This window comes from Pleomorphomonas sp. PLEO, assembly GCF_041320595.1.
GTDB lineage: Bacteria > Pseudomonadota > Alphaproteobacteria > Rhizobiales > Pleomorphomonadaceae > Pleomorphomonas.
The window spans coordinates 3,489,206-3,513,531 of sequence record NZ_CP166625.1; the positions used below are offsets into that span (position 1 = coordinate 3,489,206).

Below are 24,326 nucleotides of genomic sequence, written 5' to 3' on the forward strand. Positions count from 1 at the left end.
GACGGCAGGTGGCGGCGGCAAAGGCGAAGTTGGTGCCATGTCGGCGGCGAGCAGCGTCGATCCGTCTCTTTCGACAAAGGCCAAGGGACTATCGACAACACTGACCACTTCGCCGGTCTGTGGATCCAGGGTGATCGGCATCCGCGGGCTATCCTGGGCGGAGGCTGGCTGGAGGGCGAAGAAGCCGACGGCGAGGCCGGCGAAAAGGGCGCGCATCAGCTTTTTCCTACGACGATGCTGCCGTCGGCCTGGACGACGCCGACGATGATGGTGCCGGATTCCGTATTGCGGACACGGATCACCTCGCCGGCGCTACCGGACTGCATCGGCTCGGCGTAAGTGATGATGGTGAGGCCGCCCTCCGTGAAGACGAGGCGCACCGGCACACCGCGCCGCACCAACTGCGGATTTTCCACGGCGTTGATGGTGATCGGCTGTCCAGGTAGCAACGTTCGTCGCGCCACCTTGCCGACTAGCATTTCGCGCCCGGCGACGACGGCTTCGAGAGAGGCGCGCGTCAAGCGGAAGCGGCGATCCGTCAGCATTTCATCGGTGATGGGATCGCCGGGGTAGATGGTGATACCCGGCACCGGCAAGGTCGACACCATCTGGGCGCCGGCCGGCAGGGCAATGGCGAAAAATGCAAGTGTGGCAAGCAGCAGCAGGCGTTTCATGGAAAGGCCTTTCCGGCGTCAGCGCAACCCGTTCGAGACGGTGCCGGCCATCGAGTCGGCTGCCTGGATAACCTTGGAGTTCATCTCGTAGGCGCGCTGCGCCGAGATGAGCTCAGTAATCTCGGAAACGGGATCGACGTTGGACGCTTCAAGATATTTCTGGCGGATCTTGCCAAAACCTTGATCGGTAGGAACACCGGCAACCGGTGTGCCGGAGGCGAGAGTCTCCCGGTAGAGATTGCCGCCAATCGGTTCCAGTCCGACGTCGTTGGTGAAGTTGGCAAGGGACAGCTGGCCGAGCGACTGGGGTGCTGTCTGTCCGGGGACAGTGGCGAAAATCTCGCCGGATTCGTTGACGGTCAGGTCGGTGGCGTCCGTCGGCACCATGATCGGCGGCTGCACGGCATAGCCATCGAGCGTGACGAGCTGGCCGTCGGCGTTCTTGTTGAAGGCGCCGGCGCGCGTATAGAGAGTTTCGCCATTCGGCCCGTCGACCTGGAACCAGCCGCGGCCATCGATGGCCATGTCATAGGTATTGCCGGTGAGCGTCAGGCCACCTTGTAGATGCAGGTTGCGGATGGCGGCGGCGCGGACGCCGAGCCCTTGCCGCACGCCCTCGGGGATCACCGACTGGCCGCCCTGATTGGGCACGCCCTGCATGCGCTGCGTCTGGTAGAGCAGGTCGGTGAATTCGGCGCGTGACCGTTTGAACGCGGTCGTGTTGATGTTGGCGATGTTGTTGGCGATGACTTCGACGTTGAGCTGCTGGGCGGTCATGCCGGTGGCGGCGATGGCGAGCGCTTTCATGTTGGGCTCCTCAAATGGCCATGCGGCCGATTTCCTGGTAGGCGGACACGACCTTGTCGCGGACGGCGAGGGCGGTTTGCAGCGACTTCTCGGCGGTCATCACTGCCTCGACGACCTGCTGCACGCTCATCTTGCCTTCCATGCCGGCGATCGAGGCCGCTTCGCCGGCCTTGAGATCGGAGATCGCCGAACCGGAGACCTGGGCAAGCACATCGGTGAAATTGACCGGAGCGGCGGCGGCGGACGTTGCGGCGGCAGGCGCAGCGGTGCGAATGGCCGAAGTGGCGGTTGGTGGCGACAGCCGGTCGAGGTTGAAATCGAGCGAGGAGATGGGGTTCAGCATCACGAGTTCCTCAGGAGATCGATGTTCATGGTCAGCATCGAGCGGGCCTGGGTGATTGCCTCGACGTTGGCCGAATAGGATCGGTTGGCCTGGCGAAGATCGCTAAGCTCGATGAGCACGTTGACGTTCGGCATCTTGACGTTGCCGTTGGCGTCCGCTGCGGGGTTGCCAGGATCGTGCTTCACATCGAAGGGACTTCGATCGGCACCTATGTCTTTGACGATGACGTTCGGCGTTCCCATGGCGCGGTCCATTTCCTCGGCAAAAGTCACCGTCTTGCGGCGGTAAGGATCTGCTCCGGGGGTACGGCCGGTCGACTGAGCGTTGGCGAGGTTTTCGGAGACGACACGCATGCGCGTCGACTGGGCCTGCATGCCGGATCCGGAGATTTTGAGGGCGGCGGTCAGCTGATCCATCGGGTCAACCCTTCACGGCGGAGGTCAGCATGCGACCGAAGGCGGCGACGATGCTGCGATTGAGGGAGAAGCTGGTGTGAATGTCGCCGGCCTTGATCATTTCCTGCTCAAGGCTGACCGAGTTGCCCGAGTGGCTTGTTTCCCAGGCTTTCTCGCGGCGGACATCCGCCGTGGCGGCATCGAGGCCCGAGGGTGCCATATGCCCCGGGTTGGTCGCCGCGAGTTCAAGTCGGGTCTGGGAAAAGACCTCGCTGAACGGCTCGACATCGACGGCGCTATATTTCGGCGTGTCGGCGTTGGCTACGTTCTGCGCGACGGTCGCCTGACGGACGGACAGCCAGTCGGCTTGCCGGGAGGCGAGAGAAAAGAGATGGATGGGCTGCAAGACGATCCCTCCGAGTGTTCGGGAGGGATCATGGAGCGCAAATCTTGCCCGAGGCTGGCCTCACCGGCTCAGCCTTGTCCGTCAGTTGATCGGAACGAGACGAGCGTCGGCGATGGCGTCGACGAGACGACGCGTGTTTTCTTCCGGATCGCCGGAGGAGCCGGAAACCGCGAAATAATGGATCTCGACGCCCGCGTTCAGCGGCCCCAAAATCAGGCTGAAAAACACCGTCACGCCCTGGTTCTGGAATTCCATGTCGAGCGTCACCGTGGTCGGCCCAGACCAATCGGTATCGATGGCGGCACGCCAGCCATAGCGCAGTGTGTCAGGTTTGAAAAAGAGTTCGACCGAGGAAGCAACGAGGTCGTCGAGATTGCCATGCTTCTCGAGCTGGATATAGACGACCAGATTGACGATATCGATCAGGCGCAGTTCGGCTGCGACGTCCTTGACGCCTTCGGCGATCGCCTTTTCCCGGGCGAGTGAGCGATGGTCGTTTCGAGTATCCGTCATGAGTGGCCGTGGATGATGGCAGGCAGGTGACTATCGGAAGACCGTGCCTGAAGCAGATAGATGACTTCCGCGACGGCCCGGTAGAACTCGACGGGGATCATCTGGTCGAGCTCGACCTTACCGTACATCGCCCTGGTTAGCAATTTATCCTCAACCACCGGAATTCCGTTCTCTTCGGCAATCTCGCGGATTTTGAGGGCCACGAGGTCCTGCCCCTTGGCGAGTACCACCGGCGCGCCGCCTTCCTCGTAGACGTAGCGCAAAGCAATGGCATAGTGGGTGGGGTTGGCTAGGACCAGCGTGGCCTGCGGTACGCTGGCCATCATGCGATGGCGAATGCGGTCCCGGGCCAGCGAACGCATCCGGGCTTTGACCATCGGGTCGCCTTCGGTATTCTTGAACTCGTCCTTCACCTCCTGCTTGGTCATGCGCAGGTTGCGCCGCCACTGCAGGCGAGCCCAGACCAGATCGGCGGCCACCAGCAGCACCGTGGCGATGCAGACGGCGGAAAGCAAGTGGATGGCGATGCCGACGGTGGAGTCGACGAGGGTGCCGGGGTCGGAGAACATGGCGTTCACCATCCGATGCTGTTCGGTTTTGAGGATGATCGAAACCACAAGGGCCGTCGCAGCGAACTTGAACAGTGCCTTGCCGAATTCGACGAAGCTTTGCAGGCCGAAGACACGTTTCCAGCCCTTGGCGATCGACACCCGACTGAGCTCGGGTTTGATGCGGTCGAACACCACCTGAGGTACGTTCTGAACAAAGGACCCAGCCAGCCCCGCGACGGCGAAGATAATGATGGCCGGCACCAGAAAGCGACCCATCTCGAGACCGATGGCGTCGAGCAGCAGAACGGCATCCTGGCCTTGTTCAAGGCGGACGTCTCCGGGGTTGTCGAGGAAGCCGCGAAGGGTCACCGCCAGGCGGGCAGTACCACTGCCGATCACCCAGATCATGACGATCAGGGTGGCACCGAGGGAGAACAGCATGGGCAGCTCGCGCGAGGTTGCGATATTGCCCTTTTCGATGGCGTCCTGCGTCTTCTTTGGGGTGGCTTCCTCGGTTTTACTGTCTTGATCCGGCTCGTCGCTCATGGCGCACCTCAGCGCACGTAGGTGTCGTCATCCTGGTCGGAATTGAGCTCGATCTCGCCGCGACCGGCCATGTCCAAGGCGAGGTCGGCGATCACCCGACGCGCTTCGAGCACATCGCGCTGCGGCGATGGTTCGCTCGTCGACAGTTCATTCTCGACGATACGGCGCGCGCGCGTGGCCAGCGACGACAGGATGGCGTCGCGGAAGTCGAGGTCGGTACCCTTAAGGGCGAGAACCACCCGTTCGGTCGGGATCTGATCAAAGATCGCCTGACGGGCACGCGGTGCCAGGTTGATGATGTCGTCGAAGGTGAAGAGCAGCCCTTTCAGCATCTCCGCCGATTCCGGCTTCACTTTCTTGATGCCTTCGAGAGCGTCTTCCATGTCCTGCCGCTCCATCTTGTTCAGGATATCGGCCATCCGGGCATGTGTGTCGGCGCCCATGTTGCGCGAGAAGTTCAGCATGAAGTCCTCGTGCAGCGTGCGCTCGGCGATCGCCACAGTGTCTTCGACGATCGGCTTGAGATTCAGCATGCGGCGCATCAGTTCGTGGCGCAGCGGCGGCGGCAGGTGGCTCATGGTGCGGGCGGCGAAGGTCGGACGCACCTTGGACAGGATGAGCGCTGCCGTCTGCGGGTGCTCTTTTTGGAGATAATTGGCGAAGATCGCCTCGGAAACCGAGGATATCCGGTCCCAGATGGAACGGTTGGCGTAACCGAGCACGTCCGACATGATGTCGGACACCTGATCGGGCGGCAGGATCCCGGTCAGCATCTTTTCGACGTCGCTGACGGTTCCGAGCAGGTTGCCGCCCGTGAAGCGCGTGGCAAACTCCTCGACGATGTCGGAAATCTGCTTGGCCGACACGGCGCCGAGGTCGGCGATCGAGCGGGTAACCTGCTTGATCTCGCCGGTGTCGAAATGGGAGAGCAAGCGACCCGACAGAGGCTGGCCGAGTGCCAGCAGCAAGACCGCTGCCTTGTCGGGACCCTGAAGGGCGCGGTTGCTCTTGTTCTTTTTCGCCGTAGCCGAGGCTGCCATGATCTCCCGTCCGCCGTTCAAGCGTTGGAGGCGTTGCCGCCGACGATCTCGGTGAGCGAGATGCCGAAGCGTGAGGTGTCGTCCTCGACCACCACCACCTCGCCGCGAGCGACGGTGCGGCCGTTGACCACGACATCGACCGGTTCGCCGACGCGATGGTCGAGCGGAATAGCCGAGCCGCGCCGGAGCTTCATCAGGTTGGCAACCGGCATGATCGCCGAGCCGAGAACCACCTGGATAGTGACGGGAATGCGCATCACCGCCTCGAGATTGCGAACGGCGCCGAAACTGTCCTCCAGGCTGGGGCCAGTTTCTTCCGGCGGCTCGTCGCTGGTGTCGAGGCTCGCAATCGTCTCGACGGCGACCGCTTCCAGAACGTCTCCGGCCGGCGTGGGCTGAGAGGAACCGTCCATCTCGGCCATGATCTCGTCGATGTCGCGCTGGGTCTTGGTACTGCGTGCCATGATCCTATCCTTTTCCTGGAATTTTCGTGGGACGTGGCTGCGATCAGCGGCCGGAGGCGCGCGCGCCGCTCCTCACCGGTTCAGCCGGCGCGAGGCTTGCCGCCTTCTCCAGCTCGTCGAGCATGGTCCGGGCCCGTTCGATCTCGACGATGAGATTCTGCAGCGTCGTCAGACCCTGCATGTTGATCTCGCGGATGGCATTACCGACGGTCATCAGGGCAACGCCGGTCTCGTCGAGCGAGGTGGCATAGTTCGCCTGGTTGGACTTGAGCTCCCGAAGTTCCCGCCGGAAAACGAGCAGGCCGGCGATGGTGCCGATCAGTGCGACCAGCAGGATGGTTTCAACGAGAAAGGATGTCATTGAGGAACTCCTGATCGGCATCGACGTGTTCGTCGATCTTGATGGTGTAAAGGCCGTTGCTTTGGCCAAGCTGACACCAGAACAGTGGCTCGCCACGACAGACCAGCTTGACGCGGCTGCGTGGCGTTGCCTGCAGCTCGATCACCTGCCCAACTTCGAAGTTGGAAACATCGGAGAGATCGATAAATCGCTCTTCTAGGATGGCATCGACGCGCATCTCGGTGCGCTGCACCTCGCTCTGGATCTGGCGGGCCCAGCGCGGATCGCGAGGAGCCGCCTCGCCGGCCATGGTGTTGGCCAGCGTTTCGCGAACCGGGTTGAGGGCCGATTGCGGCAGGATGACGAACATCTCGCCGCCGCGATTGAGCGCCTGCAGCAGGAACTTGGCGACCAGTGCCTGGCTATTGCGCCGCCCGATGATCGCAAAGTCCATGCGCGTTTCGATGCGTTCGAACTTGAACGTGGTGTCATGCGGCGCACCGAAGGCGAGCGGAAGTACCTTGGCCATGCGCTCGAAGATCGCCTGGGCGATGTTGACTTCGATGTTGGAAAACGGGCGTTCGACGTCGATGGGCGGTTCGCTGCCGTCGGCACCGAACAGAACCTCGACCATGGAGAAGATGAAGTCCCGGTCGAACCCGACGAGGATGCGCGAGTCCCAAGCCGGCACGTGGAAGACGCCGGCGATGGCGTTGGCCTCATAGTCGTCCAGCACGTCGTCGATGCGCGATGCTGCGATGTTCGAGAGCGAAAAATAGGCTGGTGAGGCCGACATCTGGCGGAGACTGTCGGCACAGTGTGTCGCCAGGCGATCGAAGGCGACGTGCAGCATGGGGATGCGATCGACGGAAATGCCGCTCGCATCGAGGAGCTTGTCGGAAACGGGGCGGGTGGCGGTATGCAGGCTGGCCATCAGGCGGCACTCCGCTGGGTGGTCTCACCGGGCTTGGCGGCGGCTGGTGCGGGCGAGGAGATGACTTCGTCCTCGACATCGTCGATGGTCGGCCGCTGATGGGCGGGAATGGTCTTGCGGCCATATTCCAAGGCAATCTGCGGCACGGCGCCATTCATGGACGCAATCAGTGTTTGTTTGATCAGAATGTAGGGGGCGAGCTGGCGTTCGCGCACTGTCTTGATCTTGCCGGCGATCGGGGTCACCACGCCGTAGGACAGGAAGATGCCGCCGAAAGTTCCGACCAGCGCCGCGCCGATCAGCGCGCCGAGGATCTGCGGGGATTGATCGATGGCGCCCATTGCCTTGATGACGCCGAGCACGGCGGCAACGATGCCGAGCGCCGGTAGCGCTTCGGCGATCGCCCCCATGGCGAGGTAAGGCATCAGACGCTCGTGGGCGATGGTCTGAATTTCCTCGTCCATCAACTGCTCAACCTCGTGTGGCCGGGCATTGCCAACAATGATCAGGCGGAAGTAGTCGCAGATGAAGGCGCGCATTTCCTGGTCTTTGCTGACCCATGGCACTTTGCGGAAGATGTCGGAATTCTCCGGATCTTCGATGTGCTTTTCGACGTCGCTGCGGCCCTTGGACCTCAACTCGCGCATCAGGGCATAGAGCACCTCGAGAACACCGAGATAGTGCTGTCGCTGTGGTGCTTTGCCGAGCACCGCTTCGATGATGCTACGGCCGGTATCTCGCACGGTGCGCATCGTATTGCCGACAATGAAGATCCCGAGGGCGGTGCCGCCAATGATCACGAACTCCCACGGCTGCCAAAGCACGGTGAGATGCCCGCCAAGTGCCGCGTAGCCGCCGAGCAAGGAGCCGATCGCGATGATGAAGCCGATCAAACTACCCAATGCCTTGCTCCTTTTCGTGGTTGCCTGCCGTCGGGTCTAGGCGGCGAGGCTTGTGCGAGGCTTGGGAGGTCCGCCGCCAGCCACGAGCAAGGTTCAGGCGGCAATCATCAAGGCAAGACAAGGAGAAAGGCCATGCTCTCGACGCCGCTCAGCTATCAGATGATCACGCGCGACATGTCGGCGACGTTGAAGCGCACCGCCGCTCAGCCGGACGTGAAACGGGCGACCGAGTATTACAAAGAGAACATCGGCAAGGTGACCAGCCTTGACGATTTCCTAGGCGACCAGCGCCTCTATTCCTATGCGATGAAGGCCTATGGTCTTGAGGACATGACCTACGCCAAGGCGTTCATGCGCAAGGTATTGGAGAGCGATCTCACCGATTCAGCGAGCTTTGCCAACAAACTTGTCGACAAGCGCTATCAGGAGTTTGCCAAGGCCTTCTCTTTCCTGAAGCCGTCGGCGCAGACCCAAGATGCGCTGACCGACATCGAGAAGAAATATGCCGAGAACGCGGCCGAACAGGGCGACTCCAAGTCGATGATCCGGCTTGGCACTCTGGCCTACGAGAAAACGCTGCCGACGGTGAAGACCGTCGACGACTTTCTCGCCGACGACTCGCTGGTGGCTTATGCCACGACCGCTTTCGGCGTCGACCCGCCAGGAACGGCGGCCAATGCCAAGAACTTCCTGCGGCGCGTTCTGACTTCCGATCCCGCCGATACTGATAGCTTTGCCGCGCGGCAGACCAAATCGGCCTGGAAGGATTTTGCCACCGCCTTCAATTTCTCTGGAGACGGCACCGTTCGCGTCCAGACGAGCACCCAAGCGGCCGATACCGTATCGAGCTATCTTCGGCAGACCGTCGAGACGCAGGCAGGCAAAGACAATGAGGGCGTGCGGCTAGCACTCTATTTCGAGCGTAAGGCGTCGACCATCACCTCCGGCTACAGCATTCTCGCCGACTCCGCGCTGTTGAAGGTGGCGCAGACGGCGCTCGGATTGTCGTCGGAGACCGGCAACGCGGATATCGACGTTCAGGCCAACTACATCGCCAGCCGGATCGATATCAAAAGCCTTTCCGATCCCGACGAACTCAAAAAGTTCCTCACCCGGTTTACCGCCATGTGGGAGGCTGCCAACCCCAGCAGTACGGCGACAACGTCTGTCGCCACACTGATCACCGGCAAAACCAGCGCGGTGATGAGCGCCAATACCTTGATGAGCCTGCAAGGGCTGAAACTTGGAGGCCTGTGAACCGTGCAGAGTTCCCTTTATGTCTCGTTGTCGGCCCAGGTCGCACTCGCCAATCGCCTCGATACGCTGGCAACCAACGTGGCCAATTTATCGACGGCCGCTTACCGGGCCGACGAAGTGAAGTTCGACACCTTTCTGTCAAAGGCCGGCTCCGACCCCGTTGCTTATTCATCAACAGGCGAAACCTTCATCTCCCGCGACAAGGGTGGGCTGCGCCAGACCGGCAATGACCTCGACGTCGCCGTTGATGGCGAAGGCTGGCTGGCCGTACAGACTCAGAACGGCAACGTTTACACCCGCGACGGCCGTATGCAGATTTCCGCCGACGGCGTTCTCCAGACCGTCGCGGGCAATCCCGTTCTGGATCCAGGCGGTGCCTCGATCCTCGTCGACACCGATGCCGGACGCCTGACGATCGGCCGAGACGGCATGATTTCCCAGAATGGTCGGGCGATCGGTGCGATCGGCCTGTTTTCGATCCCTGACGAAGCAAAGTTGGCGCGCGGCACTAATTCAGGCGTCATTCCCGACCGGCCGGCCGTGCCGGTGGTCGACTTTGTCGGCCAGGGCGTCGCCCAGGGCTTCGTCGAGGAGGCCAACGTCAATCCCGTGTTGGAGATGACCCGTCTCATCGAAGTGACGCGCGCCTTCGAGCAGGTGACCGCCGCCTCGAACAAGTCGGAGCAATCGATGCAGGATGCCGTCAAGCGGCTCGGGCAGGTCTCGTGACGAACTCTCCCGACCTTGCAGACCTCGCCGATCGCGTTGCCACCGCTGCCCACCAACTCGGATTTATCCGCATCGGGGGTCGGGTATCGGAAGTGGCGCCCGAAGCCTTTCGCCTCCGCGGCCTGTCGAGACACGTCCATCTGGGCGACCGCGTCGAGATCGCCACTGCCGATGGCCCCGGGCTCGCCGAGGTGCTGCGCATCGATGGCGAAGGGGTCACCGTCAAACCCTTCGCGCCACGCCTTGAAGTTGGCCTCGGTGCCGTCGCCTACCATGCGGGACCTGTGGTCCTTGCCCCACATCCGTCCTGGAAGGGGCGCGTCATCGATGCCATGGCGGCGCCGGTCGATGGGCTCGGGCCGCTGATGCCAGGTGCCGCGGCGGTCCCTGTCGATGGCCGGCCGCCCAATGCGCTCCGCCGTGCCCGCGTCACGAAGCCGATCCGCACCGGCGTACGCGCCTTCGATCTGTTCACGCCCATCTGCGCGGGGCAGCGCATCGGTATCTTCGCTGGTTCCGGCGTCGGTAAATCGACGACGCTTTCGATGATCGCCCGCTCGCGTGCCTTCGACACCGTGGTGATCGCACTGGTTGGCGAACGCGGCCGCGAGGTGCGCGAGTTTCTCGACGATTCCCTTGGCGACAACCGCGTCCGTTCGGTCACGGTGGTGGCAACCGGCGATGAGAGTCCGATGATGCGGCGCCTGGCGCCCCGCACCGCCATGGCCGTTGCCGAATATTTCCGCGATCGTGGCGAGCAAGTGCTGCTGATCGTCGACTCGGTGACCCGCTACGCCCACGCCGCCCGCGACGTGGCGCTCGCCGCCGGCGAGCCGGCGGTGGCGCGCGGTTACGCACCGAGCGTGTTTACGACCCTGCCGGAACTCCTCGAACGGGCTGGACCAGGTGAAGAAGGCGGCGGCTCGATCACCGGCGTGTTCGCCGTCCTCGTCGACGGCGACGATCATAACGACCCCGTGGCCGACAATATTCGCGGCACGCTCGACGGCCATATCGTGCTCGACCGGGCGATTGCCGACCAAGGCCGCTATCCAGCCGTCAACGTACTCGCTTCGATTTCTCGCCTCGCCCAGCATGTCTGGAGCCGCGAGGAGCGCGACCTGGTGTTACGGCTCAGGAGCCTGATCGCCCGCTTCGAGGATACGCGCGACCTGCGCTTAATGGGTGGATACCAAGCAGGGCAGGACCCTGAACTCGATCAGGCGGTCTCGCTGGTGCCGCGCATTTACGACGGCCTTCGGCAGAACCCGACCGATCCGTTGAGCCAAGATGCCTTCCGGGAACTTGCCGAGAAGATGCAGCCGCCGCCAGCGACAACGAGTTGATCGTAGCGCTGTCGGCGCATGGAAAAAAGGGCGGCCTTCCGTGCAGGAAAGCCGCCCTTTTTTTACCCACCATTCAATGGTCGGTCATTGTTTCATGGCGTCGCGCGAGAAATAGCTGATCTGGTCGACCAGAACCTCCTGAACGATATCGCTTTTCAAGCGAACGTTGACCTTCTGGCGAATACCCTCGGCAAAGGCCTTGAGGTCGTAGCGCTGGATGTGGTCGAGATCGACGCTGTCGTCACCGTAGATCGTACGGAAAGCCTCGTCGGTGACGAACAGCTCCGGCGGCACCGGCGCCTCCTTGAGGCGGGTGCTGTCAGCGGTGAATACCAATTCGAGCACGCTGTAGCCCATCAGCTTGCCGTCACGGATCATCGGCACGTTGATCGGGGCCGTTTTGACGTATTGCAGGCCTTCCCAGGTCGGTTCATCAGTCGGCTTCGCCACGCTGCCGTTCACCAGCCACCAAGCCGCGCTGTAGGCCGACAGAAGCGTGACGACGCAGACCCAAAGGCCCGTGAGAAGAATACGCCTCATTGCGGTAGCGTCCACATGCGTTGCGGTGGCGCATAGGTCCCATCGGACTCCGCATCGCGGATGGCCGCGGTGAGGATTGCCGAGATCTCGCGCGTGGCGTCGAGGTGGGTCTTGAGCAGCAGCCTGTTGCGCTCGAGCTGGTCACGAAAGCTCTCGAGCCGATCCCTGAGATCATCGCCAATGCTCAGGGGATCGACGAGACGCATGGCGCGCGTCAACTCCAGGAGACCGTGACTCTTGCGATAATTGAGGTCCTCGAAAGCCGGTGTCTCGCCAGCCCGAAGGGATTGTGTCTCCTGGTCCACCACCTGCTCGAGGCGGGCAATAGCTTTGAGCAGAGCCAAGATCTCGATCGGCGTGCTGCCGTCGGAATTACTCCACAGATCGAGGGAAACGGATAGTGCCGTTGGGGTGGCACTTTCAGTGGGGGCGATAGCGGCGAGCGGTTCGTCCATCAGGAAACTCCGAAATAACGTCGGACGTCAGGTACGCGGGATGGTGGAGAGAAGCGCGGCGAGGCGCAGGGGGGAGCCACCGGCTGTGCCGGCGTCGAGATTGGGAACGTGACCGGCAAGGAGACGATCGGCGATGCCGATACCGCCGGCCTTGGCCATCTGCTTGCCAAGTTGGTCGGACAGCATGGATTTCCACACGTCGCCGGCAGTGCCGGAGCCATAGACGTCCTCCGCGCCCTCGGGCAGCATGGAACCGACGAACGTGCTGAGCACCATCGCTTCGAAGCTCTCAAGCGCTTTAGAGCGATGGTCTCCGGCAGCTGCCGCGGCGTCATCCACGCGGCTCGCCAGCGCAGTCTCGTTCTGAAGGCGCAGACGGGCACGATGAAGATCGAAGGGCGCTGAAGGCGCCGGGTCGACAACCTGGGTCGCATCGGCCAGCGCGGCGAGAGCACCGCCGGCCTCGGAGACGGCGGGCATCAAGCTGGCGAAGGCGGTGCCGGTGGTGTCGGCCAGTCGGTCAAGCTTGGCGGTCGCCACCTTGAGCCGTTCGGGATCGGCGGCGCGGGAGACGTCGAGAATGATATCAGACGGGGGAGAGATGGCCATCAGCGTCCTCCGGAAACGTTGGGAAACAGATTAGCCAGCCGAGCTTAAGCGAGGCTGGCGTGACGGCGAGCGAGCGCGCCCTCGACGAGGCTTTCGAGCTGGCGTTTCTCGTCATCCGCTGCGATGCCGGTCTCCAGGCGACCGATCACCGTTTCGGCAAAGCGGGTGTGGCGCGCTTCCGTCATTACGGCAGCGATCTGCTGCGCCTTGAGTGGTTCAAGCAATGTCTTGCGCTCGGTGAGGCGCTTCAAGCGGGCGGCCATATGCCCGGCAAACAGACCATGAAGCGGTGTGTCGTCATTGAGCGTAGCGATCAGCGCGGTGCATTTTTCATCGATGTCGGCTTCCTCGCGCATGACCCGGGCAAGGCGCAGTTCCTCGACCTGCTTGAGCTGCCTGCGGAGCCCGGCAATGCGGCGCATGGCGTCGAGGCGTTTTTTGTCGGCCGCGCTCATTGGGAGGCCAGCCAGTCGGAAAAACCGAGCACGAACAGCTGCTGGAATTCGACGGCGGTGAAATAGAACAACATCAGCCCGCCGAATAATACGAAGGGCATCGAGATGAAGTAGACCGGAATTGATGGCGTCATCTTGTTGACGAGGCCGAGGGTGAAGTTGACGACCAAGCCGTAGATGATGAAGGGGCTCGCCAGGCGCAGAGCCAGCCAGAAGGCGGCGGAAAGCGTGTCGGTCACCTCGATGAGGCTGCCCTGCGGATCGAAAACGCCGGCTACCGGCAGCACCTTATAGGAGGAGATGACCGCCTCCAGCACCTTGGCGTGCTGGTCCGTCAAAAAGAACATCAGTGTCGCCGTCAGCATGACCAGCGCCGACATGGCCGGCAGGGCCTCCTGATCTTCGATCGCCGTATCCGGCATCGAGAAACCTACGGTCATGGCCATGGCGTGCGACATCATCTGCAGGGCAAGGAAGAACAGGCGGCCGAGGAAGCCGATGAACAGACCGGTGAACGTCTCGGCGGCGATCAGCCGCAACAGGGTCACCGGCGCGTCGTCAGTAATGGCGGCGGCGGCCTGGTCGACCAGCATGGGCGCCACGGCGAGCGTCAGGCCGAAGGCGAGAAACAGGCGAACCTGCATGGGTACCCGGGCACTGGAGATGCCGACCATCAGCATCAGCGCGCCGCCGATACGGCAGAATAACAAGCAGATGGCGAGAATGGTGTTCGAGCCGATACCGGTCATGAAATGGTCCCGAGGGCCTCGACCTCGACGCCGCGCGCGATCTCCACGTGGCTCAACACCGGCAACGAGGGGAACAGGCGTTCAACGATGAGACGCACGTAGGGACGGGCCTCGGGAGCGGTGACCACCGCAAAGCTGTGGCCCTGCGAAAGACGGCTGCGAACCGCCTCCGACACCTCGGTGCCGAACTGTTCGACAAGGCGCGGATCGATGTCGAACTCAACGACATCGCCCTTGCCGTCGCGCTTCAGTCCCTGATGGAAAGTGAGGTCCCAACGGTTGCCGAGGCGCAGCACCTTCAGCGTACCGCCGTCGGCAAGGTCGCCGCAGATCTGCTGGGCGATGCGCATGCGGACGTGCTCGGCGATCTGCTCGGCGCGGCGGACGTGCGGGGCAATCTCGGCCACCGCTTCCAGGATGAGATGGAGGTTGCGGATTGATACGCGCTCGGCGAGCAGGAGTTTCAGCACCGCCTGCAGGCCGGAGAACGAGATCTGCGACGGGCAGATATCATCGACGAGGCGCTTGTACTCGGGATCGAGCCGATCGATCAGGATGCGCATATCCTTATAGGAAAGAAGCTGCGGCAGGTTGTTGCGGAGGACTTCCGAGAGGTGGGTGAGCATCACCGACATGCTGTCGATGGGCGAGTAACCCTCGCGCGTCACCTCGTTCACATAGTCCTGGGACACCCACATCGCCTTCATGCCGAAGGCCGGCTCGCGGGTCTCGTCGCCGGGCACGTCCGGCCCTGTGGTATCACCGGTGATCACCATGACTTCGCCCAGCCGCAACTCCTGGGCGGCGATGACGGTACCGTGGATCTTGATGCGGTACTCTTTCTGCGGCATGGCAACGCTGTCGCCGAGCTTGATGTCGGGAACCACGAACCCGTACTGCTGGGCAAACTTGCGACGCATCTTGCCGACACGGTGAGCCAGTTCGCCGTGATTGTTCATCATACGCGCGGCAATCTGCTTGCCGAGACAAAGTTCGATCTCATTGGTGCGCAGCTGCTCCTTGACCGAGTCCTTGGTTTCGGTTTTGGCGGCCTGATCGATCCTGGTCTTTTCGGCGGCCTCGGCAGCAGCGCGCTCGGCGCGGCGCTTGGGGATCGCCCGGGCGACAAAGCCCATCATCGCTGCTGGAATGAGGAAGGGCAGGAGGGGCAGGCCCGGCACCAGCGAAAGACCAGCCAAAAGACCGGCGGCCACGGTGAGTGCGCGGGGATAGCCGCCAAGCTGTCCCATCACCGCCTGCTCGGCCGAGCCGCGCGTGCCGCCCTTGGAGACCAGCAGGCCGGCGGCCAGCGAGACGATCAGCGCCGGTATCTGGGTGACCAGGCCATCACCGACGGCAAGCTTGACGAAAGCGTCGGCCGCCTCCGACAGCGGGAGACCGTGGCGGGTGGTGCCGATGACGATGCCGCCGAAGATGTTGACGGCGGTGATGATGATGCCGGCGATGGCATCGCCCCGTACGAACTTGGAAGCGCCGTCCATCGAGCCGAAAAAGGTGCTCTCTTCCTCCAGTTCGCGCCGCCGCTGCTGTGCTTCCTTGTCGGTGATCAGGCCCGCCGACAGGTCGGCGTCGATGGCCATCTGCTTGCCGGGGATGGCATCGAGAGTGAAACGGGCGCCGACTTCGGCGATACGGGTCGCGCCCTTGGTGATCACCACGAAGTTGACGATGATCAGGATGGCGAAGATGACGAGGCCGATCACGAAGTCGCCGCTCATCACCAGGCGCGAGAAACCCTGGATGATATGACCGGCGGCGCCATCGCCCGCATGGCCGCCCGACAGGATCTGGCGCGTCGTCGCCACGTTGAGGGCGAGGCGCAATAGTGTGGCGATCAACAGGACGGTCGGAAAGGACGAGAAATCGAGCGGACGCTGGATCCACAGGGAGACCATCAGGATCAGCACCGATAGAGCGATCGACAATGCAAGGCCCGTGTCGATCAGGATCGGAGGGATTGGCAGGAACAACACGGCCAAGATGGCGACGATGCCGATGGCAAAACCGATGTCGCGCGAGCCGGAAGCGGGCTTGGTGCCGGCGGGAGCCGACAGGCTGACGTTCGACATGCGGTGTGCTCCTGAATACAGTCGGGGCAGAAATAATCCAGGGAACTTGAGCGGGGCTTTCGCCCCGTCTCCAGACTAGAAGCCGCTCTCGATGCGGCCGTAGACGATTTCCGTGAAGGCGTAGATTTGGGCACCGATGAACGGACCGGTGGCCACAACGGTCAGCAAGATGGCGACGATCTTCGGAATGAAGGTCAACGTGATTTCCTGCACCTGCGTCAGAGCCTGCAAGAGCGCGATGACGATGCCAACCGTCATCGCGGCGAGTACGGCCGGTCCGGAGCCGATGATGATGGTCCAGATGGCGTCGCGAACTAGGTCGAGGGCGTCGAACTCGTTCATCAGGTAACGACCACGCCGGGGCCGAGCACCACCGACTTGCCGCTGTCGAGATCGGCGAGCGCGCCGCCGTTGACGATGCGGACCGCGGTGACCTTGCCGGAGACGCTGCCGTCCTCGGAGGTGAGTGTCCGGCCGATGATGCCATCGGCCTGCGACAAGGCGAGCGACGACAGCATGCTGTCGAGCTTGGTGTTGCTCTGCATCGACTGCTCGACCTGGGAGAAGGTGGCGAACTGCGCGATATATTCCGTCGAACTGGTCGGTTCAGTCGGGTCCTGGTTCTTCATCTCGGCCATGAACAGCTTCAGGAAGGAGTTGTAGTCGAGAGAGCTGCCGGAGCTGGACGACTTCGTCGACGAAGACGACGATGAGCTGGAACTCTGGCTGGTTGTGGTGTTGACCTGCATGGGGGTGTCCTCCTGGTCAGGCGGCGATGAGTCCGCCCAGTACGCCGGCCTCGACCGGAAACAGCGAGCGGATGGTCTTGAGGGCGTCGAACGGTCGTTCGGCGGCGAGTTGTGCTTCCACCGCCCGAAGGCCGACGCGGATGTCGGGGTTGATCAACGTTCGATCGAGCGAGGTGATCAGCCCGGCGGCGACCGAACGGGCGCTACGGCTGTCGGTACCGTCGATCATGATCATCTGGACGGCGAAGTAGAGCTGCCGAAGCGGCGTCGTCGTCTCTTCGGGCTGCATGACATGGGCTTCGAGCAGGAAGCTCACGTCGTTCAGCAGCTCGATAGACACTTTACGGTCGACGCGGATCACCGCGCCGTTGATATAGAGGCGCTCGCGAGCGCGGAGACCGATGTGCATCGAACCGTTGCTCATGCGAGACCTGCCCGGATGATGCCGTTGATCTCGATCAGTCCATCGAAATTATCGGACTCGTTGCGACGGATCTGCTCGGCTTCCTTGATGATCCAAAGGCCGATGGAGATGAGGTCGGCACGCAACTTGTCCGGCAAGTCGTTGTCGGGACTGGCGAGATCCTCGATGAGGTAACTCCACAGACGACGGAGATAGAGGATGGCATCGGTCGCTTCCCGCGATCGGGTACCCTTGGCTTTGGCCCGTTGGAGGAGTTCGACGGCATGGTCCATGGCCTCGGCCTCGTGCTGGCGCGCGAGGTTAACAGCGTCGCCAACGATGTCGGCGTAGGAAAACTGATGCATGAAACACCCTGCGGGTTGAGATGAAACGAGCCAGCCGGCGAACCGGGGATCAGAGATAGTTGAGCAGGCTGAGCTGCTGCACGCGGCTGGTCAGCGAAAAAGCCATATCGAGCTGCGTCTCCAGGGCGGAGATGCGGGTTTGGGTCTCAACCGGGTCGACCTGCTCGAAGTCGTTGATATTGCGGTTGAGAATGTCCATCTGCGCCTCAATGCGGCCGTTGGCGTTGCTGAGCCGCTCTTGCGCGGTGCCGAGACGTGCCTTGACCACGGTGACGTCGACTGTCGCGTTGCCGACGATCTGGGCGGTCTTGTCGATGAGGGTCTGATAGGCCTTTTCCGACAGCCCCTTGTCCGCGAGTTCGCTCACCATCGTGTAGGCCATGGCCAGCTTGCGGAAAGCCTGTTCGTTGGCATTGGTCGAGGTTTCGATCAGCTCCGAAGTGGAAATCCGGCTCTTGACGTTCTGGCTTGAAGCCGAAGACCAGCCGGTGGCGGGATCAGACCAGCTCGTGGCGTCAAACATGTTGGTCATGTTGACGTCGATGAAGGTGCTGAGGTCGCTGGCCGACAGATCGGCCGGCGTGGCGGCGCCAACGCTGCTGCAGTAGTTGGCGAGTTCGGTGTCGAAAGCCGTCTTGGTGGCCGAGGTAGGCGTCGCATAATAGTCGTTGACCGGTCGGACGTCGGTGTTGATACCGGCGAACAGATACTCACCGTTGATCGACGTATTGAGCGAAGCGATCAGCGATTGCAGATCATTCTTCGCGTCGTCGGCGATGACCTTGGCGCCGACATTGCCCGAGCGAACGGCGATCAGCGAGGCTGCGAAATCCTGGGCGTTTTTCAGCAAGCCGTCGAGCGACGCCTGGCTGGTGTCGAGGCGTGAAGCGACAAGGCCGTTGGTATCGCGGATGGCGTCGAGACGCTGGTAGTCCTGGCGGAGCGAAATGGTTCGTCCGGTCTTGTTGCCAAGCTCAAGACCGACGTCGGCCCAGCGCCCAGAACTCAATTCCTTGGTATTCTTTGCGAGTTCGGTCTGCATCTTGAGGATCGAAAGGCGGGATGCGGTGGACGCCGCCTGGGTCGAGATATAGGTGGTTTTCATGTCTCACTCCTCTCTCAGACGGCGTTGAGCAGGTCTTGAAGCATTTGATCGACCGCCGAGATGAGCTTGGCGGAAGCCGAATAAGTGCGCTCGATCTCAAGCTGTTTGGACAGCTCGTCGTCGAGGTTGACGCCGGTGGTGTTGGACAGCGCTTCTGAAGCGCGCTGCAGCATGGTCGACTGGTAGGTCGATGAAGTGTCGACCTGCTGCCGGTTGAATTCGAGCCAGCTTGCCGAGGACGTGGCGTAGTCGGCGAGCGTGTTGGTGGGATCGGCGCCGGAGTCCGGGTCGAACACCCGCGCCTCGCCAAACTCCGTGACGAGAGCATTCAGTCGTTCGGCGAAACCGGCTTCGTTACCGGTGTTGTAGTCGTAGGTGATGCCGTCGCGAATGCGATCGAGATCACCGCCGGTCGTTGGATCGATGGCTGGGTTGACAGTGATGAGGCCGGCAAGGCCTGTCTGAATGGTCGCGGTGGCCGGCATGGTGCCGGACGGCCAGGTGAACAGGCCCGGCACGTCCGGCCCTGTGCCGGACGGATCGCTTTCGGCAAAAGCCTCGATCAAACCACGGGCGATTTCGTCGAGCTGGCTCTGGTAGGTGACACTTGCCTCATCGCGCAGCGTGGCGAGGCCGGCGAGGCGACCGGAGGTGCTGGACATCGATGATGTGCCGCCAGCCACAGCGACGCCATCGACGTAGACGGCGTTGCCAACCGTCGAGGCGCTGAAAACATTGGTCGCCTGGAAACTGACTTCGCGCGGATGCGTCTCGAACAGCGTCACGCCGCCATCGGTATAGATGGCGACGTCGTTGTTATCGCGCGCCACCACAGAAATGCCGATCTCCTCGGAAAGCTGGGAGATCAGGCCATCGCGGCTATCCATGCTGTCGGTAACGTCGGCGCCCGTCACGGTACCGTGGACGATAGTCGTATTGAGGGTGTCGATCTTGGCGAGCAGATCGTTGATGCGCTCAACCGAGGCGCCCATGTCGGCGTCGGCAAGGGCGCGGGTGGACTGTACGGTTGTCGTCGCCTCGTTGAGCGTCGAAACCAACGATGTGGCCGAGCTCTGCACCGCCTGAGCGAGAATGGTGTTGCTCGGGTTGGCGGCATACTGCTGCAGCTTGTTGTTGAGGTCGCCCAGTTTAGCAGCCGGGCTCTGGTTGAGCTCGGGATCGCCGATCGTCTGGGACAGCTTGGTGAGGCCATCCAGCAGGGCATCCTGCTTGGACGAGGCCGAGGTGGCCTTCAGCATGGTCTTGTAGAGGGCGGCGTCCGTGGCACGCTGGATCGACACCACCTGAACGGTGCCGCCAGCGCCGGTGATAACCATCGCCGATTTGCGCGAGTAGGACGACTCCGCGCCGCCGGCGATGTTGCGCGACGTCGTCGCCGTCTGCACGCCGGAGGTCTGCAGCGAGGAGTTGGCGACGTTGAGGGCCATCGAGAGGGACATCGGGGTCATCCGTTGGGTTTGGAAGTCAGCGCTTCAGGTTGACGAGAACGTCGAGCAGGTCGGAGCCGGTCTGGAAGACCTTGGAATTGGCCGTGTAGCCGCGCTGCGCCTCGATCATCGCCGTGAGTTCGCTCGCCATGTCGGCGTTGGACTGCTCCAGCGAGCCGGACTTGATGACGCCGAAGCTCGACGAGCCGGCGAAGCCGAGGCTGGGATCGCCGGAGTCCATCGAGACGGAGTAGGCATTACCGGCAACCGGCGTCAGATTGTCAGGGCTCGGTACGTTGGCGAGCGGGATTTGGAAGGTGGCCTTTCGCGTGCCATCGCCGAAGATGGCATAAACGATGCCCTTGTCGCTGATCTCGACACTGTCAACCGCCTGGGCGGCGTTGCCATTGGTGTCGCCAGTGGGGGTGAATTCCGTGGTGCCAAGCTGGGTCATGCCCGACAGGTCGAGCGTCATGGTCTGCGACGAGCCATTGTTTGGTACCGAGAAGGACGGAATTGCCGGCGCGGTCAGCTTGCCGTTGGTCGGATCGAAGGTGAGGGTGCCGGTACTGAGGACCGGACCGGCAGCCGGCGTTCCCGTAGCCGCGTAGGGGAAGCCGCCCGACGCGGAGGCGCCCGCGCGGTCGAACACCGCGTATTCCCACTGGTTGGAGCCGGTCTTGGTAAAGTAGACGTCGAGCATCACCTCGTTGCCGAGGTTGTCGTAAGTCGTCAGCGAGGTCTTGTTGGTGTAGGCGGAAGCGGCAGTGTTGCTGCTGGCTGGCGTCGTGACGGTGGTGGCATTGGAGTTGAGCGTCGCGGTGATGTAGCCACTCGTTGTCGGCGACGCCGTCATGCCGAGAGCGTTGACATTGACCGGTACGAGGCCCGTCAGGCTATTGGCCGAGGGGGAGGGCGTGCCGCTGGAGAGATCGTAGCCGAGCAGCGTGAAGCCGCCGGCATTCTTCAGCGTACCGTCCGTCTGTTCGACGAACGAGCCGGCACGGGTGAGATAGGGCTTGCCGCCCGCGTCCTGCACCACGAAAAAACCGGACCCGGTGACTGCTAGATCAAGACCGCTGGTGGTTGAAAGATATGAGCCTGCTTCACCGATGGCGTAGCGTGTCTGGGTACTGACGCCCGCCGGCTGATAATCGCCGGAGCGGCTGTTACCGATCACCATCGACGAGAATTCGCTCGAGGCGCGCTTGTAGCCGACGGTATTAGCGTTGGCGATGTTGTCAGCGGTGGTAGCCAGTTTGCTACCTTGGGCGTTCATTCCGGAAACGCCGCTACGCAAGACGCCATAAAGACTCATCGCTGATCTCCTGAAGCACTGTCATTGCTTGCAGGAAACACCGCCACCCTTGCGCGAAGCTTGTCGTTTGAAAGCTAAAATTGAAAGTAAAACCCTATCAAATCAGACGTTATTTCAGCCTTTTCTGCCAGCATAGATGGCGTTAACAAGGTATTCTTGATCTCCTCTCCTCTCGTCAAAAATACGAAGGCGTTTGAGGCGTTGTTTAGGACATTGGGGCTCGACGCCGGACTGCGGGACGATTTAGTGATCTTTGTGAGGAAAAGTGTGCCGGATCGAAACAAGAGCCGGCCGCTCCGAATTTATGCGGCAATAGCAATTTTAGGTTGCAAAAAAACAATGCCGATAAAGCCCGTCAATTCAGTCCTTGCCGAGATTTGAAAGCAATGCGGACATCACGTGTCGCGCTCGTTCCGGCTCAACGATCATTGGCGTTGCATCGGCGATCTGATCTATGGAGCCGATAACCGGCAGGCCGTTGAGAAGCGGATCGACGATGCCTGCGGCAAGGCTGGCGCTGATCTCCTCGGCGTTGATTGTCAGAAACGGACGGCTGAAATAGGGGCCGATCCTCGGCGTAACCGAAAGTGGAAAGCCGGCTGAGGAATGCAGTTCGGCAGCCGCGAGGCAGGCGTTGGCGAGATGCGTCTGGCGTGCTTCCCACGTATCCACTGCCAGTGCCGCGGAAAGCAGTGGCGACAGTGTCTTTGCGCTTGCAAGCCTGGCGAAAGCCGAACCGAACCATTTGGCGTAGGGCGGATAGCGACCTTCCAGCAGGAAGCCTATTCGCATGATGTCGTGCGCAAGCCGCGCGGCGATGATACGGGAGCCAAGATCGTCGCCGACATAACCGGCTCGGCCGACAAAAGCTTGTTCGTCGGCGATACGGCGCCATTGGGCGGACAGCTTGTAAAGAGTGACGTCGTGTGGGCACTGGCCGAAGGTTTCCCTGAGGCGCTTCAGATCTCCGAGGCCGTGATGGAAAACATCGCCAGCTGTGAGTTCCTGCAGTCTCTGTTCCGGTAAGGACAGCCAAGTCAGGGCGTCGAGCGGAGTGTCCAGGTCAAGCGCCAGCCGCGTTCTCACAATTCCTTGGGCGGTAAATACCTCGACGCCATGCGAGGGACACCCCAACGCGTCACTTGCGACAATCGGCGGATGGGGGCGAGAGCGATAGCCGATGGGCTCGCCAAGGAAAGTGGCCGGCTTCACCGCGTCGAAGCCGTCGACAATCGCCACGGCGTGAGCCGCGAAGTCGGCTCCGGTCACCACCAGTTGGACACGCGGACCCCAGTTATGATCGCGTGACATGTCGTCGTCGAAGCCGAGGAGTTCGGAGCCATAGCCGAAAATCCCCGCATCGTAAGGCAGGCCCGGAAAGGCCTTGTCGAGCCAGGGACTGACAACGTTCTGGTAGAACAGCTGCGAAAGCTCGATGCCTTGCATCGCTGGCTCCTGCCGTTGAAAATTGCGCGAGGACTCGCAAGTTCCCAACGTAGAGAAAACAGAGCCATCGCGGAACTAGCCGATCAGGATAGCCCTGATGTCGTTGACGTTGGTCAACGTCGGACCGGTGACCACGGCATCGCCCAGCGCGCCGAAGAAGCCGTGGCCGTCATTTTCGTCGAGGGCAGTCTGCGCATTGACGCCGAGCGACCAGGCACGGGAAAGACTGTCGGGCGTCAGGATGGCGCCGGCAATCTCTTCCTGGCCGTCAACGCCATCGGTGTCACCGGCCAGCGCCCAGACATTTTCGAGCCCACGCAGATGCAGGCCGAGCGACAACAGGAACTCGACATTGCGACCGCCACGCCCCTTGCCGCGCACCGTTACAGTGGTCTCGCCGCCTGACAGAAGCACGCAAGGCGGGGCAAACGGCTGGCCACGTCGTGCGACCTGTCGGGTCATTCCAGCCAGAACGGCGCCGACGTCGCGCGCCTCGCCCTCCAGGGCATCGCCCAGGATATGGACGGCGAAGCCGGCTTGTCGAGCGGTGGCCGCCGCGGCCTCCAATGAGGCCTGTGGGGCTGCGACGACATGTGTCTCGCAGCCGGAGAGGCACGGGTCGTCCGGCTTCACCGTCTCGCTGCGAGCAGCCGCAAGCAGCGCCTCGGCGGTGGGGGGCAGAACAATGCCGTAGCGGCGGACGATAGCGAGCGCATCGGCCGAGGTGGTGGGATCGCCGACGGTAGGGCCGGAGGCAATATCGACAGGGTTGTCTCCGGGAACGTCGGAGATCAGCAGCGTCACAACCTTTGCCGGGTGGGCGAGGGCGGCGAGGCGGCCGCCCTTGACCGCCGACAGATGACGGCGGACGCAGTTCATTTCGGAAATCGGCGCGCCGGAGGCCAACAGCGCCCGGTTGATCGCCTGCTTGTCTTCGAGAGTAATGCCCTCCAGCGGCAGGGCGAGCAACGCCGAACCTCCGCCAGAGATCAGGCAGAGGACGGTATCATCCTGCCCGGCGCCAGCGGCGATATCGCAGATGCGGCGCGCTGCCTGAAGGCCCGCGGCATCGGGTACCGGGTGTGCTGCTTCGACGCCCTCAATGCGCTCGGTCGGCACGGCGTAGCCGTAGCGCGTCACCACCAGCCCTTCGATCGGTCCGTCCCAATGGCGTTCCACCGCTCGCGCCATGGCAGCCGATGCCTTTCCAGCACCGAGTACAATCAGCCGACCCTTCGGGCGGGGCGGCAGAAAAGGCGGAACGCAACGGTCCGGCTGGGCGGCTGCGATCGCCGCGTCGAACATGGAGCGGAGGAGGACGCGCGGATCGACGGACATAGGCCTCAC

At 62.3% G+C, this 24,326-nt stretch carries 30 protein-coding genes; 3 read left to right on the forward strand and 27 right to left on the reverse strand.

Annotated elements, in window-relative coordinates; all coding sequences use genetic code 11:
* Nucleotides 1–215 precede the first annotated feature (215 nt).
* From flgA to motA, 12 genes are all read right to left on the reverse strand, one after another.
* Entirely contained in the window at nt 216–674 is a 459-nt protein-coding gene (gene flgA, locus AB6N07_RS16210) for a flagellar basal body P-ring formation chaperone FlgA (protein ID WP_370674108.1), read from the reverse strand.
* Between the two features lie 18 nt (nt 675–692).
* Nucleotides 693–1,481, reverse strand: a complete 789-nt coding sequence (gene flgG / locus AB6N07_RS16215; protein ID WP_370674109.1) for a flagellar basal-body rod protein FlgG — start codon at nt 1,479–1,481, stop codon at nt 693–695.
* A gap of 10 nt (nt 1,482–1,491) precedes the next feature.
* Complete coding sequence (locus tag AB6N07_RS16220) at nt 1,492–1,824, reverse strand: flagellar hook-basal body complex protein FliE (protein ID WP_370674110.1); 333 nt, start codon at nt 1,822–1,824, stop codon at nt 1,492–1,494.
* Complete coding sequence (gene flgC, locus AB6N07_RS16225) at nt 1,824–2,240, reverse strand: flagellar basal body rod protein FlgC (protein ID WP_370674111.1); 417 nt, start codon at nt 2,238–2,240, stop codon at nt 1,824–1,826. The genes AB6N07_RS16220 and flgC overlap by 1 nt, the downstream gene beginning before the upstream one ends.
* A 4-nt stretch (nt 2,241–2,244) precedes the next feature.
* A complete protein-coding gene (flgB, locus tag AB6N07_RS16230; RefSeq protein WP_370674112.1) occupies nt 2,245–2,625 on the reverse strand; it encodes a flagellar basal body rod protein FlgB in 381 nt (126 codons plus the stop codon).
* Between the two features lie 81 nt (nt 2,626–2,706).
* Nucleotides 2,707–3,138, reverse strand: a complete 432-nt coding sequence (locus AB6N07_RS16235) for a hypothetical protein (protein WP_370674113.1) — start codon at nt 3,136–3,138, stop codon at nt 2,707–2,709.
* Entirely contained in the window at nt 3,135–4,235 is a 1,101-nt protein-coding gene (gene flhB / locus AB6N07_RS16240; protein WP_370674114.1) for a flagellar biosynthesis protein FlhB, read from the reverse strand. The genes AB6N07_RS16235 and flhB overlap by 4 nt, the downstream gene beginning before the upstream one ends.
* 8 nt (nt 4,236–4,243) lie before the next feature.
* Complete coding sequence (locus AB6N07_RS16245) at nt 4,244–5,275, reverse strand: flagellar motor switch protein FliG (RefSeq protein WP_370674115.1); 1,032 nt, start codon at nt 5,273–5,275, stop codon at nt 4,244–4,246.
* A 17-nt stretch (nt 5,276–5,292) separates the two neighbouring features.
* On the reverse strand, nt 5,293–5,574 hold the full coding sequence (fliN, locus tag AB6N07_RS16250) for a flagellar motor switch protein FliN (protein ID WP_370678259.1): 282 nt from the start codon (nt 5,572–5,574) through the stop codon (nt 5,293–5,295).
* Between the two features lie 208 nt (nt 5,575–5,782).
* Nucleotides 5,783–6,100, reverse strand: a complete 318-nt coding sequence (locus tag AB6N07_RS16255) for a hypothetical protein (protein WP_370674116.1) — start codon at nt 6,098–6,100, stop codon at nt 5,783–5,785.
* Entirely contained in the window at nt 6,081–7,013 is a 933-nt protein-coding gene (locus AB6N07_RS16260; RefSeq protein ID WP_370674117.1) for a flagellar motor switch protein FliM, read from the reverse strand. The genes AB6N07_RS16255 and AB6N07_RS16260 overlap by 20 nt, the downstream gene beginning before the upstream one ends.
* A complete protein-coding gene (gene motA, locus AB6N07_RS16265; RefSeq protein ID WP_370674118.1) occupies nt 7,013–7,915 on the reverse strand; it encodes a flagellar motor stator protein MotA in 903 nt (300 codons plus the stop codon). Before motA ends, AB6N07_RS16260 begins: the two co-directional genes overlap by 1 nt.
* A gap of 132 nt (nt 7,916–8,047) precedes the next feature.
* Here motA and AB6N07_RS16270 point away from each other — a divergent pair, with 132 nt between their 5' ends.
* Genes AB6N07_RS16270 through fliI form a run of 3 tightly spaced genes read left to right on the forward strand, consistent with a single transcriptional unit; the run spans nt 8,048 to nt 11,247 of the window.
* On the forward strand, nt 8,048–9,172 hold the full coding sequence (locus tag AB6N07_RS16270; RefSeq protein WP_370674119.1) for a DUF1217 domain-containing protein: 1,125 nt from the start codon (nt 8,048–8,050) through the stop codon (nt 9,170–9,172).
* Nucleotides 9,173–9,175: 3 nt separating this feature from the next.
* Complete coding sequence (flgF, locus tag AB6N07_RS16275) at nt 9,176–9,901, forward strand: flagellar basal-body rod protein FlgF (RefSeq protein ID WP_370674120.1); 726 nt, start codon at nt 9,176–9,178, stop codon at nt 9,899–9,901.
* Complete coding sequence (gene fliI, locus AB6N07_RS16280) at nt 9,898–11,247, forward strand: flagellar protein export ATPase FliI (protein WP_370674121.1); 1,350 nt, start codon at nt 9,898–9,900, stop codon at nt 11,245–11,247. The genes flgF and fliI overlap by 4 nt, the downstream gene beginning before the upstream one ends.
* A gap of 84 nt (nt 11,248–11,331) precedes the next feature.
* Here the strand turns inward: fliI and AB6N07_RS16285 are convergent, their stop codons facing one another.
* The 15 genes from AB6N07_RS16285 to AB6N07_RS16355 form a co-directional block, all read right to left on the reverse strand.
* Entirely contained in the window at nt 11,332–11,787 is a 456-nt protein-coding gene (locus tag AB6N07_RS16285; protein ID WP_370674122.1) for a hypothetical protein, read from the reverse strand.
* Entirely contained in the window at nt 11,784–12,242 is a 459-nt protein-coding gene (locus tag AB6N07_RS16290) for a flagellar biosynthesis protein FlgN (protein WP_370674123.1), read from the reverse strand. The genes AB6N07_RS16285 and AB6N07_RS16290 overlap by 4 nt, the downstream gene beginning before the upstream one ends.
* A gap of 27 nt (nt 12,243–12,269) precedes the next feature.
* The gene (locus AB6N07_RS16295) at nt 12,270–12,851 is read right to left on the reverse strand and encodes a rod-binding protein (protein ID WP_370674124.1); all 582 of its coding nucleotides are present in this window, start codon (nt 12,849–12,851) and stop codon (nt 12,270–12,272) included.
* 44 nt (nt 12,852–12,895) lie between these two features.
* The gene (locus AB6N07_RS16300) at nt 12,896–13,306 is read right to left on the reverse strand and encodes a hypothetical protein (protein ID WP_370674125.1); all 411 of its coding nucleotides are present in this window, start codon (nt 13,304–13,306) and stop codon (nt 12,896–12,898) included.
* Nucleotides 13,303–14,055, reverse strand: coding sequence for a flagellar biosynthetic protein FliR (locus AB6N07_RS16305; protein ID WP_370674126.1), 753 nt, complete (start codon nt 14,053–14,055; stop codon nt 13,303–13,305). Before AB6N07_RS16305 ends, AB6N07_RS16300 begins: the two co-directional genes overlap by 4 nt.
* Nucleotides 14,052–16,145: a flagellar biosynthesis protein FlhA gene (gene flhA, locus AB6N07_RS16310; protein ID WP_370674127.1), complete on the reverse strand. Its 2,094-nt coding sequence runs from the start codon at nt 16,143–16,145 to the stop codon at nt 14,052–14,054. Before flhA ends, AB6N07_RS16305 begins: the two co-directional genes overlap by 4 nt.
* Nucleotides 16,146–16,220: 75 nt before the next feature.
* Entirely contained in the window at nt 16,221–16,487 is a 267-nt protein-coding gene (gene fliQ / locus AB6N07_RS16315; RefSeq protein ID WP_370674128.1) for a flagellar biosynthesis protein FliQ, read from the reverse strand.
* On the reverse strand, nt 16,487–16,894 hold the full coding sequence (gene flgD, locus AB6N07_RS16320) for a flagellar hook assembly protein FlgD (RefSeq protein WP_370674129.1): 408 nt from the start codon (nt 16,892–16,894) through the stop codon (nt 16,487–16,489). Before flgD ends, fliQ begins: the two co-directional genes overlap by 1 nt.
* A 16-nt stretch (nt 16,895–16,910) precedes the next feature.
* Complete coding sequence (flbT, locus tag AB6N07_RS16325) at nt 16,911–17,318, reverse strand: flagellar biosynthesis repressor FlbT (protein ID WP_370674130.1); 408 nt, start codon at nt 17,316–17,318, stop codon at nt 16,911–16,913.
* Nucleotides 17,315–17,662: a flagellar biosynthesis regulator FlaF gene (gene flaF / locus AB6N07_RS16330; RefSeq protein ID WP_370674131.1), complete on the reverse strand. Its 348-nt coding sequence runs from the start codon at nt 17,660–17,662 to the stop codon at nt 17,315–17,317. The genes flbT and flaF overlap by 4 nt, the downstream gene beginning before the upstream one ends.
* 49 nt (nt 17,663–17,711) lie before the next feature.
* The gene (locus tag AB6N07_RS16335; RefSeq protein ID WP_370674132.1) at nt 17,712–18,767 is read right to left on the reverse strand and encodes a flagellar hook-associated family protein; all 1,056 of its coding nucleotides are present in this window, start codon (nt 18,765–18,767) and stop codon (nt 17,712–17,714) included.
* A gap of 14 nt (nt 18,768–18,781) precedes the next feature.
* The gene (gene flgK, locus AB6N07_RS16340) at nt 18,782–20,227 is read right to left on the reverse strand and encodes a flagellar hook-associated protein FlgK (protein ID WP_370674133.1); all 1,446 of its coding nucleotides are present in this window, start codon (nt 20,225–20,227) and stop codon (nt 18,782–18,784) included.
* A gap of 25 nt (nt 20,228–20,252) precedes the next feature.
* On the reverse strand, nt 20,253–21,533 hold the full coding sequence (locus AB6N07_RS16345; RefSeq protein ID WP_370674134.1) for a flagellar hook protein FlgE: 1,281 nt from the start codon (nt 21,531–21,533) through the stop codon (nt 20,253–20,255).
* A gap of 360 nt (nt 21,534–21,893) precedes the next feature.
* The gene (locus AB6N07_RS16350; protein ID WP_370674135.1) at nt 21,894–22,979 is read right to left on the reverse strand and encodes a DUF4037 domain-containing protein; all 1,086 of its coding nucleotides are present in this window, start codon (nt 22,977–22,979) and stop codon (nt 21,894–21,896) included.
* A 75-nt stretch (nt 22,980–23,054) separates the two neighbouring features.
* A complete protein-coding gene (locus AB6N07_RS16355) occupies nt 23,055–24,317 on the reverse strand; it encodes a glycerate kinase (protein WP_370674136.1) in 1,263 nt (420 codons plus the stop codon).
* Nucleotides 24,318–24,326: the final 9 nt, after the last annotated feature.